The organism is Novosphingobium sp. SG754, assembly GCF_013149315.1.
Classification (GTDB): Bacteria; Pseudomonadota; Alphaproteobacteria; order Sphingomonadales; family Sphingomonadaceae; genus Novosphingobium; species Novosphingobium capsulatum.
This window is the reverse complement of sequence record NZ_JABGCC010000001.1, coordinates 997,584-1,010,012: the sequence shown is the minus strand read 5'-3', so window position 1 is coordinate 1,010,012 and position 12,429 is coordinate 997,584. Positions and strand designations below refer to the sequence as shown.

Sequence of the window (12,429 nt, the reverse complement as noted above, 5' to 3'; positions counted from 1 at the left end):
GACAAGACTGAACGCATGATGGCGGCGACCTGCTGTCATTGCGGAACTGATGTTTCCAGCCAGGCCCAGCGTTGCCGCCACCGCTATGACCATATAGACCTGCCACCGATCCGGCCGATTGTAACCCGTGTCGAGCTATACGGCGGTCGCTGCCGAGGATGCGGCAAGCGGTATCGCGCCGATGCGCCGGCCGGGATGGCTCCGGGTACACCATTTGGGCCAGGCATCCGCTCGCTGCTGGCCTATCTGCACCACAGCCATCATGTCGGCTTCGAACGCCTGTCGCGGATTGCCCACGAACTGTTCGGCCTCGTCATTTCCGAGGGCGCCATTGCCAACGCCTTTCGTCGCATGGGCGCCGGTATGGCGGCGGCGACCAAGGCGATCACCGATAAACTGCTGACGGCGCAGGTGATCGCATCCGACGAGACGACCACGCGCACCAACGGCATCACGCATTGGCAATGGGTCTTCCTCTCGGACCAGGCCGTCCTGCACAAGATTTCCAAACGCCGGGCGCGCCAGGTTGCCGAGGGCGTGCTGGGCGGCCATCAGCCCGATGTCTGGGTTTCTGACCGCTACGCTGGCCAGCAGGAACTGGGCCGCGAGCATCAGGTCTGCCTCGCTCATGTGCTGCGCGACGTTCAATACGCCATCGACTGTGGCGACAGGGCTTTTGCCCCCAAGGTCCGCGATCATCTGCGCTGGGCTATCCGGATCGGCAAACGACGACAAAGCCTGAAGGACACGACGCTGGCGAGTTACGCGGCCAAGGCCGACAATGTGCTGACCAGCTTGATGCGCGTCCCCATTGCCCATCCGGCAGGAAAGGTGCTGCTCAAGCAGATCAAGGCCTGGCGGGGCAAATTCTTCGTCTTCCTCACCAACCGCAAGGTCCCGGCAACCAACAACATATCCGAGCGAGAGATCCGTCCCTCGGTCGTGTTCCGAAAGGTCACCAACGGCTTCCGATCAGACTGGGGCGCACAGATCCATGCCGGCTATCGTTCCGTCACCGGCACTGCGCGGCTGTCGGGTCAATCAGCCCTCAGCGCCATCCGCGATCTCGTCGACGGCAAATTCGCCGTCGCCTGACCACGCCGCCATAAGCCAACACGGTGAGCAGTTACCATTCATTAGGCCCTGCATTCGAGCGAAAAAAGGAAAAACCAGCGGGGCGCTTCTCTCTGCGTTGGATCGCGGCGCAGCCTTCCTTGGAGCACTCTGCATTATTGTCAGCGATGGGACCGCCTTCCGCCGGATATCGTTGAAAATGTGCATGAATACAGATTGTCGAGGTTTCGGCAGAAGCTGGATTTCAAAGCGCGACCTTCGGAAGACGCTTTATTATCGCAACCTGCCGCCCCCTCACCCCAAAATCGGCACCTGCGCCGCCTCATCCCCCAACAACCCCAACCCGCGCGGGTCGGGAAAGACTTCCACGAAGCGCGCGTAAGGCTCGAACCCCTGCGCCATGTAGAACGGCAGCGCGCTCGGCCCGTCCAGCGTGCAGGTGTGCACCCACACCCGCGCCACGCCGTCGTGGCTCCAGGCCTTTTGCAGGGCGCGGCGCATCAGCCATTTGCCGAAGCCTTTGCCGGTGGCGCCGGGGATCAGGCCGAAGAAGGCGATTTCCGCTTCGCCGGCCTGGCGGAAATCCAGTTCCAGCATGCCCACTTCCACGCCGGCGCGGTCGGCCACGGCATAGACTTCTACCTGGGGATCGTGGACGATTGCGGTCAGTGCCGCGTCGTCCATCGCCAGACGCGACCACCACAGCCATTTGGCGCCAACGCGGCGATAGAGCAGGCGGTACTTGGCGGGGTCTGGCGCTTTCCAGCGCACCAGTTGCAGCGGAACGTCGGCCTCAGGCACCAGGCGCTTAAGGCTGGGCGGCGGGCTGCGCATCTCGAGCGCGGTCACCACTGCGGCCAGATCGCCCGGCGCCAGGGCGTGGAACCCGCTGCTGAGCGGGGCGCCTGGCTCGGCAATGGCCATGGCGTCAGCTCCACACTGCGCGGGGCGGCAGGCTCATCAGGATGGCATCGATATTGCCGCCGGTCTTGAGGCCGAACAGCGTGCCGCGATCGTGCACCAGGTTGAATTCGGCATAGCGGCCGCGCCATTCCAGCATCTGCAATTCGTCCGCCGGGGTGAAATCCTGGTTCATCCGCCGCCGCACCAGGCGCGGATAGACGTCGAGGAATGCCTCGCCCACCGCCTGGGTAAAGGCCAGGTTGGCGTCGAACCCAGCGTCGTCGGCGCATTCGAGGTGATCATAGAAGATGCCGCCCACGCCGCGATGCACCTTGCGGTGGGGGATATAGAAATAGTCATCGGCCCAGGCCTTGAAGCGCGGGTAATAGGCCGGATCGTGCGCGTCGCAGGCCGCCTGGAAGCGGGCGTGGAAATCGGCGGTATCCTGATCATAGGGCAGCGGCGGATTGAGATCGCCGCCGCCGCCGAACCAGGCCTTGCGCGTGGTGAGGAAGCGGGTGTTCATGTGCACGGCGGGCACATGCGGATTGGCCATGTGCGCCACCAGGCTGATGCCGGTGGCGGTAAAGCCCGGATTATCGGGATCGGCGCCGTTGATGGTGCGGGCAAATTCCGGGCTGAACGCGCCCTGCACGGTCGAGACGTTGACGCCGACCTTTTCGAACACCTTGCCTTTCATCAGGCCCTGCACGCCGCCGCCGCCGTTTTCCACCGGCTCGCCCTCGTGCTCGCGGTTCCACGGGGTATAGGTAAAGCGGGCGTCGCTACCGGCCTCGCGCTCGATGCTTTCGAATGCGGCACAGATCTGGTCGCGCAGCGATTCGAACCAGGCGCGGGCGCGTGCGGTGTGGGGTGTCCAGTCGGTCATGCCATCTCCCATGGGCCAGCCAGCGCCCAAGCCAACCGCTTGCCAAATCGGCGGGGCTGCGGCAAGGGGAAGGCATGGTTCCCCTTTCGTTCGCTCCCTTCCAGTTTGCCGGCCAGGAATGGCTGCTCGGCCCGGCGCGGGCGCTAGCCTGGCCAGAGGAGCAGGCCCTGCTGGTGGCCGATCTTCACCTGGAAAAGGCCAGCTGGTTTGCCCGCACCGGGCAGATGCTACCCCCCTATGACAGCCGCGAAACGCTCGATCGGCTGGCCGCGCTGGTGCGGCATACCGGGGCGCGGCGGGTGTTTTGCCTGGGCGATAATTTCCACGATGCCCATGGCCCGGCGCGGCTTGACCCTGGCGCGGCAGAGCGGCTGGCCGCGCTGGTGCGCGCGGTGGACTGGGTGTGGATCACCGGGAACCACGATGAGAAAGACGGCGCCCCGGCCGATGACCTGATCGGCGGCACGATGCTGCGCGAGGTGATGGTGCGCGGCGTGATGCTGCGGCACGAGGCGCAGGGGCAGGAAGCCGGGCCGGAACTGTCGGGCCACTTTCACCCGCGCCTGCGCGTGGCGGCGCGTGGCCGCACGGTGAGCCGGCCCTGCGCGGTGATGAGCGAGCGCAAGCTGATCCTGCCCGCGTTCGGCGCGCTGACCGGGGGCCTGGATGCCGCGCATCCCGCGCTGCTCAAGGCGATGCAACCGGCGCGCAGCATTACCGCGCTGGTGCCCACGGCGGCGCGTGTGGCCCATTTCCCACTATGGCAGGCCGCTGCGGCTTGAAAGCAGGCGCCAGGCCGCCCAGATATGCCCGAAGGCTCTTTATCTGCGGCGCTGTTGTGATATGAGCGCGCCTTGAGTCCTTTCCATGACTCGCACCCGGATCAACATCAGGAGATAGCACTATAGCTCCCCCACCCCGGCGCATGTTGGCGCCCCCCGTCAAGAGCGGCCCTCGCTTCAACCAGATGATCAACGTGCCCAAGGTGCGCGTGATCGATGAAAACGGCGAGAATCTTGGCGTGATGTACACGCGTGAAGCGATTGACCAGGCAGCCGAAGTCGGCTTGGACCTGGTTGAAGTCTCGCCCAACGCCGATCCGCCGGTGTGCAAGTTCCTCGACGTGGGCAAGTTCCGCTACGAGGCGCAGAAAAAGGCCAACCTTGCCCGCAAGAGCCAGAAGACGCAGGAGATCAAGGAGATCAAGATGCGTCCGAATATCGATGATCACGACTATGACGTGAAGATGCGCAACGTGCATCGCTTCATCGAAGATGGCGACAAGGTGAAGGTGACGCTGCGTTTCCGTGGCCGCGAACTTTCGCACCAGCAGCTGGGCATGAACCTGCTCAAGCGCGTGCAGGAAGATGTGGCCGAAATCGCCAAGATCGAAGCCTTCCCCCGCATGGAAGGCCGCCAGATGCTGATGGTCCTCGCCCCCAAGGGCTGAACCGTTCCAGCTGTGGCTTGATGAAAAAGGGCGCGCCCGCCGGGTGCGCCCTTTTTCGTGGGCGCAATACGGGTTTTGTTGCGGATCATGACAGGCAGGCGTGCGTTAGGCGGCGATGAACGGGGCCGCCACCGCCGGTTCAGGCAGCGCCGCCCATGGTCATGCCGGGACGCGCAACGAAAGTGACACGCCATGCTGACATTTCGCAAGACGATAAGCATCGCCGCGGCCAGCGCGTTGGCCCTGGGCGTTGCTGCCTGCAACCATTCCGCCTCCACGCCCGACGCTGATCCATCTGCCCAGGCCAGCAATGGCCTGCCCGCCCTGCCCGCAGCAGTGCCGCTGCAGGCCGGCGCGGCCACGGCCATGGCGCCGGCCCCAGCGGTACAGGCGCTGCCGATCCAGAACCGGGTGCGCGTGGCGCGCGTCGCCAACCAGCGCGACGCCTATGCCTATCTCGACCGCGCCGCAGGGGTGACCCGCGCGATCGGCGATGCCCCGCCCGATTATTCCTATGACGATGGCGGGGTAAATCCCTGGGTGTGGCAGACCAGCCTGGGCGATCGCCGCTATGCCGAGCCGGTCGATGGTGGCTACCGCTATTATTACTATCAGGCGGATTCCGACACGCCCTATCTCGTGCGCGATCCGCAATACAGCTATGCTTATTCGGGGCCGCAGCTGGTTGCCGTCTATGACGATCGTGGCGATCTGCTGCCGCCCGACGACTATGAAACCCGCGTCGATTATGCCTCGCGCTATTATGATCGCGCTGCCTATCTGGCGCAGCTGTCGCAAGAGCGCGAGCATCGCGGCGTGATTGCCGCCAACTGGGCCGCGCGCCGCGCGGAAATCGCGGCGCAGCAGGCGCAGTGGTCGCAAGACATGGCCCAGCAGGCCGAATGGCAGGCGTATCACCAGGAACACGAAACGCAGGAACGCGCGCAGTGGCAACAGGAAGCCCAGCGCCGCGCGATGGAAGCACAGCAGTTTGCCGCGTGGCAGCAGGTTGGCTTCATGGCGCCCCCGCCGCGCCCGGTGGTCTATAGCCCGCCACCGCCCCCGCCGCAGCAGCGGCCGTATGGCTGGTTCTCCAACTGGTTCGGCAACGATCGCCAGCGGCAGGAGCAGCAGCGCCAGCAGGCGGCCTTTGCCCAGCAGCAACAGGCCATGGCCCAGCAGGCCGCGTTCCAGCGCGCGCGCCAGCAGGCAGCGATGCAGCAACAGCAACAGCAGTTCATGCAGCAGCGCCAGCAGCAGCAGTTCTTTGCACAGCAACGTGCGCAACAGCAGTCGCAGCAGGCCGCCATGCAGCGCGCCCAGATGCAGATGGCGCAACAGCGCGCGCAGCAAGCGGCCATGCAACATGCCTCGATGCAGCAGGCAGCGATGCAGCACGCACAGATGCAGCGCATGGCCCAGCAGCAGGCCCAGCAACAAGCAGCCGCCCGCGCGGCAAACCAGCGCGCGCAGATGATGCAACAGCAGCAGGCCCGCCGCGCGCAGGAACAGCAGATGGCCGCGCAGCATCAGGCTGCGGCGCAGGCCCAGCGTGCCCAAGCCCAGGCGCAACGGGCGCAAGAGCAAGCCCAGCGCGCGCAGGCCATGCAGGCCGAACGCGCCCAGGCGCAGCAACGCGCCATGCAGCAGCAGGCACAGCAGCGCCAGATGCAGCAGCAGCGCGCGCAGGAAATGGCCCAGCAACGCCAGGCCCAAGCCCAGGCGCGCGAACAGGCGCAGGCGCAAGCGGCGCAGCATCGCGAGGAAGCCATGGGCCGGGCCCAGCAGATGCAGGCACAGCGTGCCCAGGCACAGGCCCAGCACCAGGCGCAAATGGCAGCGCAGCATCAGGCCGAACAGGAACGCGCCATGGCCGCCCACGCCCACCACGAGGGCGGCCACCCGGGTTGACCGCCTTGAGTGCCCTGCCGCAGCCGCCCCACCGACGCTGCGCGCAGGGCTAGCAGGGCCTAGCCGGCGCGGTTGAGCACGGCGGTGATCGTGATGCGCACGTCGTCACTCACGAACGGGGCAAATTTGGTCATCCCGAATTCGGAGCGGTGCACCACGCCCGAGGCATTGACCGCGAGGCCCGCACCAGGCGCGGCACCTGCCGGATCGGCAAAGGTCGCATCGAGCAGCAAGGGGCGGGTGACGCCGTGCATCGTCACTTCTCCTTCGATCCGCGCGGCGTTCGGTCCGGTCGGCACCAGCCTGCGGCCCAGAAAGCGGATCGTGGGATAGTGCGCCACGTCGAACAGGCCGGGGCCCTTGAGCTCATCGTCGAACATGCCGTCTTGCGTGGCGATGGCCGTGGCCGGCATCACCACGTCGAGCGCCATGGTCGCGAGATTGGCCGGGTCGAGCATGATCGTGCCACTGGCGCCGGGCACGGTGCCCTCCACGTGGTTGACGCCCAGATAGCGCACTTTGAACCGCGCCACCGTCTGCGCCGGGTCGACGACATAGCGCCCGGCTGGCAGGCTTTGCAGCATGGCCGGCAAGGCCGGGGCAGCCACGGCGGCGGCAGGTGCTTGGGCCAGCGCAAAGGTGCCCGGCAGAACCACGGCGGAACTGAACAACGCCAGGGCAATGGCAACACGATCGGGGCTCTTCACGGCACAGGATCTCCGGGCGCAGGATAAATGGCGAGCGATCTGTGCCCAAATTATCCTGACTGCGCGATGTATGCCCGCTGCGGCTCAGGCGCTCTCCTCTTCGCCTGCCAGCGCGACCGCGGCCCCCTGCACGGCCCATTCGCCCAGCGTTACGTAAGCCACCTTGCCCGTTCCCAGCACCGGCAGGGCGTCGAGCACGCGGATTTCGCACGGAATGGCCAGCTCTGCCGCGCCTTGTTGCCGCCCCCACTGCTGCAAGGCGCGCAAGGTGGCATCGGCCTGGGTGGTGAACAGCACCAGTTGCTCTCCCTTGCGGGCATCGGGGCGAGTGACCACGGCATGGGCGCCCTGCGGCCACAGCCCGCCCGCCAGCGCCTCTACCGCCGGCAAGGACACCATCTCGCCGCCGATCTTGGCAAACCGCTTGGCCCGGCCGCGAATGGTGACGAATCCTTCGGCATCGATAGTGACGATATCGCCGGTATCGTGCCAACCATCCGCCGGCGGTTGCAACGCGGCAGGCTGCGCGGGCAGGAAATAGCCAGCCATGACATTGGGCCCGCGCACATAGAGGCGCGCCCCCTCGGCAATGCCGGGCACCGGTTCCAGCCGCGTCTCGATCCCGGGCAGCAGGCGGCCCACGGTACCAGCGCGGAAGTGCATCGGCGTGTTGACCGCGATCACCGGCGCGCATTCTGTCGCGCCATAGCCTTCGAGGATGCGCAGGCCGAACTTGTCGGCCCAGGTGCGCCGGGTTTCGTCCTTCACCTTTTCCGCCCCGGCAAAGACATAGCGCAGCGCATAGAAATCATAGGTATGGGCCATGCGGGCATAGCCGGCGAGGAAAGTATCGGTGCCGAACATGATCGTGGCATTGGCGTCATAGGCGAGCGCCGGCACGATGCGATAGTGCAGCGGGCTGGGATACATCACCACGCGAATGCCATTGAGCAGCGGCAGCAGGGTGCCGCCCGTCAGGCCAAACGAGTGGAACACCGGCAGCGCGTTGAGCACCACATCGGCACTGTTGAAATCGATCCGCGCCGAAAGCTGGGCGCAGTTGGCCAGCAGGTTGCGGTGCGACAGCACCACGCCCTTGGGCAGCCCTTCCGACCCGCTGGTAAACAGGATCACCGCCGCCGCATCGGCATCGATCCGCCGCCGCGCATGGGCGCGGGCCAGCCGGCCAACGCGCAGCAGCGCCCAGAGCTTTTCGCCCGCGCCGATGGTGGCGCCGATATCCTCGAGATAGCGCACCGCCACGCCATCCTGTTCCAGTGCGGCAATCACCTCTTCCAGCTTGGCCTGGGCAACAAACGCGCGCGCCGTCACCACTGTGCGCACTGCTGCGGTGGCACAGGCCGAGCGCATGGCCGCCGCGCCCACGGTGAAGTTGAGCATTGCCGGCACGCGGCCGATCGCCTGAAGCGCAAAGAATGCGGCCATCGCGCCGTTGACGTTGGGCATCAGCAGGCCCACCACCTCACCCACGGCCGAGCCCTGCTCCAAGCGTTTGCCCAGCAGGCCAGCGGCAACCAGCAGCTTGTCATAGCTCAACGCCACGCGCTTGATGTCTTCGAGCACGCGGGTCTTGCCACCATGCAGGCGGCGCGCCTCGGCCAGGGCGGCAAACAGCGTGGTCTGCGTGTCCGACGTGGCAAAGATCATGCCGCTCATCTCGTCATAGAGGCGACGGCCTGCCTCGGCCCGGCGGGCGCGCGCCGTCATCTCACCGTCGATGGCAAAGCGGCGCGGCGGCAGCACGGTGAGCGAAACCTTGGGAAACCAGCGCAGCTTCACCTTGCCCTTGAGATAGGAAAACGGCGAAAACTGCGGGCCATCCAGGCGCACCGGGATGATCGGCGCATTGGCCTTGTCGGCCACCATGCCGGGTCCGTCGAACACTTTCATCAAGGCGCCCGTCACCGTGATGCGGCCTTCGGGAAAGATCACCAGGCACGCGCCACCGCGCACCGTGCGAACCATCGCCTTGGCCGCCATGGGGTTGGTCGGATCGACCGGAAAGGCCTTGAACAGCTTGAGAAACGGCTGGATCCACCACGACTTGGCGATCGCGGTGTGGACGGCAAAGGTTGGCTTGCCCGGCAGGAACGCGCCCAGCAGCACGCCATCCAGGAACGACAGGTGGTTGACCACCACCACCGCCCCCTCGCCCGCGCGCGGCATGTGTTCAAGGCCCTGCACCTCTACGCGATAGAGCACCTTGAGCGTCAGGCGGATCACGTCCTTGAACAGCGTTTCGGGCAGCAGCCACACGCTGGCCAGCGCCACGGCGAGCGTGGCAAAGCCCAGCACGCCGATCAGATCGGGCACGTCCACGCCCAGCGCCAGCAGGCCAGCCACGACCAGCACCACCGCCACGGTGAGCGCGGCATTGACCACGTTGTTGGCCGCGATCAGGCGCGAGCACTGCTCCACCGGGCTTTTCACCTGGATGATGGCGTACAGCGGCACGATGAACATGCCGCCGGAAAAGGCGATCACGCCCAGGTCAATCAGAATGTGCCAGGCACCGTCGGTCGCCAGGAACTGCCCGATCGAGGCACCGGCCACTTCCACCGAAAAGCCGCTGGCGGCAATCCACAGGTCGATCAGTCCGGCCGCCAGGCCCAGCGCGGAAAGCGGCACCCACCGCGCCGATACTTCGCCCTTGAGCAGCAGGTTGACGCAGACCGAACCGGCCGCGATCGCCAGCGAGAACACAATCAGGAACAGCGTGGCAACGTCTTGCCGCGCCGCCAGCGTGCCGCTGACCAGCGGGGCAAATTCCGAAACCAGCACGGCGCCGGCGGCAAAGAACCAGCTGGTGCCCAGGATCGCGCCCCACACCGGGCGAATGGCGCGGGCATCGTCCAGAATGGCCATGGTGCCGCGCCACAGGTTCCAGTCCAGCCGCTCGACCGAGCGGCCTGCGGGCGCCGCCGGCACGGCCAGGCTCGCCAGGAAGCCCACCAGCGCCAGCCCCGTCAACGCCAGCCCGGCAAGGTGCGAAGGCATCACCCCAGCCAGCAACTGCCCGCCGAGAATGGCCAGGAACGTGCCGCCCTCGATCAGGCCGGTGCCGCCCATGATCTCGTCCCCGCGCAAATGCTGGGGCAGGATCGAATACTTGACCGGGCCAAACAGCGTGGAATGCAGCCCCATCAGGAACAGCGCGGCCAGCAGCAGCGGCACCGAGAGCAGCCAGAAACCGGCCATGGCCACCGCCATGATCGCAAGTTCGGCCCCCTTTATCCAGCGCACCAGGCGCGCCTTGTCCATGCCATCGGCCAGTTGTCCGGCCAGCGCGGAAAACAGAAAATAGGGCAGGATGAACAGGCCGGTGGCCACTGCCGCCAGCATCTTGGCCTTGTCGGGCGCGGCGGCGTAGAGGCCGAAGTTGGCCAGGAACAGCAGCGCGAATTTCAACAGGTTGTCGTTGAACGCGCCCAGGAACTGCACCACGAAAATCGGCCCGAACCGGCGTGTGCCCAGAAGCCCGATATCAGATTTCGCCATGCGCCTTTACCCCGTCTGCGCTGCCCCGGCCCGTGATTGGCGGAAAACAGCTTAAGGATTGCCGAATGTTACCCGTTCCCGCCGCGACTCACCGGCGGTGGCCCAGTACCTCCCACAGAATTATACATCGTTCAATTAAATAATTAGACGGTGTTCATTTTCTCGGTTAAAGCAGTCGGCATGGGCCGCCGATCCGATCACACCCGCGAAGAACTGCACGCCATGATCGTGCGCGAAGGGCATCGCCAGCTGTCGGAAGTGGGCTTTGCCCGCTTTTCCGCGCGCGAGGTGGCCAAGCGCATCGGCTATTCGATCGGCACGATCTACAACGTCATGGGCAGCCTGGATGCGCTGATGCTGGCCATCAATGGCCACACGCTGGACCTGTGGCGCGCCGCCCTGGAAGATCGGCTGGCGGGGCAAAGCGAAAACCGCCTGGCCCAGGCGATCGCCGCCTATTTCGATTTTGCCAGCCACCATCGCCACGCCTGGACCGCGCTCTACGATTTCCGCCTGCCGGAAAACGAGGTGCCGCCACCCGATTACACCGCCCGCGTCACCGCGATCACCGATGTCGTGGTGCGCGAAGTGGCCGCCGCCCTGCCCCCCGCCCGGCGGGCAGAGGCCCAGCCCTTGGCGCGCTCGCTCTTGGCAACGGTGCACGGTCACTGCTTCTTCGCGCTCAACGGCACGTTCCGCCTGCTGGGTGAAACCGATCCGCTTGCTGCCGCCCTCGCCCGCGTGGAAGACGCCATCAGTGCGCACTGAGTGGCGCCCGCGCGCTGGACAGCACCATGATCGCCCGCCACACTCCAGGCCGGACGGGGGCAATGGCAGACATCAGGCAGGGCAGCGAATCGGCATTCTCGCATGGCGCCAACAGCGTGCTGGGTTCACCTTTGCGGCTGCTGGCGGGCACGCTGCTTTATGTCGTGGCGCTGTTTGCGGTGTCGACGATGGGCTATGTCCGCGCCGGCTGGCCGCTGGGCGATGCCGCCTACATGGTGCTGCTGACGATCTTTTCGGTCGGCTATGGCGAAGTGCGGCCGATCGATGGCACGTTCCTGCGGCTGTGGACGACGATGACGATCGTGCTGGGCTGCACCGGGATGATCGTGCTGACCGGCGCGCTCGTCCAGGTCTTCACCCTGTTCCAGTTCCGCCGCCTTCTGGGGCTTGATCGCATGCACACCGAAATCGAACGTCTGAGCGGGCACACCATCATCTGCGGCTATGGCCGCATCGGCGTACAACTGGCCAAGGCGCTGGCAGAGGCGGGACACCCGTTCCTGGTGCTGGAACGCTCGCCTGCCAAGGCCGAAGAAGCGCGCAGCCATGGCTTCCTGACCCTGGTGGGAGAGGCAACGCTGGAAGAAACGCTCAAGGAGGCGGGCATCACCCGCGCCAAGGTCTTGGCCACGGTTTTGCCCGACGATGCTGCCAACGTGTTCATCACGCTCTCGGCCCGCAATCTCAACCCCGCCGTCCAGATCATCGCCCGGGGCGAGGCGCCGTCCACCGAAAGCAAGCTGTTCCACGCCGGCGCAGACAAGGTCGTGCTGCCCACCCACATCGGGGCCGAGCGCATCACCGAGTTGATCCTCTATCCCGCCACCGGTGCGGCGATGGGGGAAAACAGCCCGATGGGCGATGTAAAGCGCAAGCTGCACGATTTCGGGCTGGATCTGGAGGTGGTGACCTGCCCGGCCAAGGGCGCGCTGACCGGGGCCAGCGTGGGCGAGGCAGAGCGGCGCGGCAACGGCGCCTATTTCATCGTCCAGATCGATCGCGCCGGTGGCCAGCAGATCCAGCATCCCGGCGAAGACGTGCGGATCGAAGCGGGCGACCGCATCCTGCTGGTCGTGCGCGGCAGCCGCCTTTCGGCTGGCGCCGTGTTCCACGCTCCGGCCCGGCCGGTGAAGCACGGCCGCACCTTGGTGCGATGACCGCGGCGCAACTGCGAATGCAAGAATGGC

10 protein-coding genes are annotated in these 12,429 nt (G+C 66.1%); 6 read left to right on the top strand and 4 right to left on the bottom strand.

What is annotated here, in order from left to right; translation table 11 throughout:
- Positions 1-1,095: IS66 family transposase (locus tag FHW97_RS04665; protein WP_171798144.1), on the top strand; the 1,095-nt coding region annotated here is incomplete at its 5' end.
- 273 nt (positions 1,096-1,368) lie between these two features.
- Here FHW97_RS04665 and FHW97_RS04660 read toward each other — a convergent pair.
- Entirely contained in the window at positions 1,369-1,998 is a 630-nt protein-coding gene (locus FHW97_RS04660; protein ID WP_171798143.1) for a GNAT family N-acetyltransferase, read from the bottom strand.
- 4 nt (positions 1,999-2,002) lie between these two features.
- Positions 2,003-2,866, bottom strand: coding sequence for an oxygen-dependent coproporphyrinogen oxidase (gene hemF / locus FHW97_RS04655; RefSeq protein ID WP_171798142.1), 864 nt, complete (start codon positions 2,864-2,866; stop codon positions 2,003-2,005).
- 74 nt (positions 2,867-2,940) lie between these two features.
- On the opposite strand from hemF, the gene pdeM reads away from it, so the two are divergent.
- From pdeM to FHW97_RS04640, 3 genes are all read left to right on the top strand, one after another.
- Positions 2,941-3,648 carry a ligase-associated DNA damage response endonuclease PdeM gene (gene pdeM, locus FHW97_RS04650; protein WP_062785536.1) on the top strand — a complete coding sequence of 236 codons (708 nt, stop codon included), beginning with the start codon at positions 2,941-2,943 and terminating at the stop codon, positions 3,646-3,648.
- Between the two features lie 143 nt (positions 3,649-3,791).
- A complete protein-coding gene (gene infC / locus FHW97_RS04645) occupies positions 3,792-4,316 on the top strand; it encodes a translation initiation factor IF-3 (protein WP_022677304.1) in 525 nt (174 codons plus the stop codon).
- Positions 4,317-4,508: 192 nt separating this feature from the next.
- Positions 4,509-6,227 (top strand): hypothetical protein, encoded by a 1,719-nt coding sequence (locus tag FHW97_RS04640; RefSeq protein WP_171798141.1) that lies wholly within the window; start codon positions 4,509-4,511, stop codon positions 6,225-6,227.
- 59 nt (positions 6,228-6,286) lie between these two features.
- On the opposite strand, the gene FHW97_RS04635 is transcribed toward FHW97_RS04640, so the two are convergent.
- Together FHW97_RS04635 and FHW97_RS04630 are read right to left on the bottom strand one after the other, a co-directional pair.
- Positions 6,287-6,934, bottom strand: coding sequence for a YceI family protein (locus FHW97_RS04635; RefSeq protein ID WP_062785532.1), 648 nt, complete (start codon positions 6,932-6,934; stop codon positions 6,287-6,289).
- 84 nt (positions 6,935-7,018) lie between these two features.
- The gene (locus FHW97_RS04630; protein WP_171798140.1) at positions 7,019-10,453 is read right to left on the bottom strand and encodes an acyl-[ACP]--phospholipid O-acyltransferase; all 3,435 of its coding nucleotides are present in this window, start codon (positions 10,451-10,453) and stop codon (positions 7,019-7,021) included.
- A gap of 180 nt (positions 10,454-10,633) precedes the next feature.
- On the opposite strand from FHW97_RS04630, the gene FHW97_RS04625 reads away from it, so the two are divergent.
- A complete protein-coding gene (locus tag FHW97_RS04625) occupies positions 10,634-11,221 on the top strand; it encodes a TetR/AcrR family transcriptional regulator (RefSeq protein ID WP_022677308.1) in 588 nt (195 codons plus the stop codon).
- Between the two features lie 62 nt (positions 11,222-11,283).
- Positions 11,284-12,399 (top strand): TrkA family potassium uptake protein, encoded by a 1,116-nt coding sequence (locus tag FHW97_RS04620; RefSeq protein ID WP_062785530.1) that lies wholly within the window; start codon positions 11,284-11,286, stop codon positions 12,397-12,399.
- The last annotated feature ends 30 nt before the right edge of the window (positions 12,400-12,429 follow it).

Excerpts from the sequence above, each read along its gene's own strand:
- FHW97_RS04660 (WP_171798143.1), bottom strand. The coding sequence starts at position 1,998 with ATGGCCATTGCCGAGCCAGGCGCCCCGCTCAGCAGCGGGTTCCACGCC.
- hemF (WP_171798142.1), bottom strand. The coding sequence starts at position 2,866 with ATGACCGACTGGACACCCCACACCGCACGCGCCCGCGCCTGGTTCGAA.
- pdeM (WP_062785536.1), top strand. The coding sequence starts at position 2,941 with ATGGTTCCCCTTTCGTTCGCTCCCTTCCAGTTTGCCGGCCAGGAATGG.
- infC (WP_022677304.1), top strand. The coding sequence starts at position 3,792 with ATGTTGGCGCCCCCCGTCAAGAGCGGCCCTCGCTTCAACCAGATGATC.
- FHW97_RS04640 (WP_171798141.1), top strand. The coding sequence starts at position 4,509 with ATGCTGACATTTCGCAAGACGATAAGCATCGCCGCGGCCAGCGCGTTG.
- FHW97_RS04630 (WP_171798140.1), bottom strand. The coding sequence starts at position 10,453 with ATGGCGAAATCTGATATCGGGCTTCTGGGCACACGCCGGTTCGGGCCG.
- FHW97_RS04625 (WP_022677308.1), top strand. The coding sequence starts at position 10,634 with ATGGGCCGCCGATCCGATCACACCCGCGAAGAACTGCACGCCATGATC.
- FHW97_RS04620 (WP_062785530.1), top strand. The coding sequence starts at position 11,284 with ATGGCAGACATCAGGCAGGGCAGCGAATCGGCATTCTCGCATGGCGCC.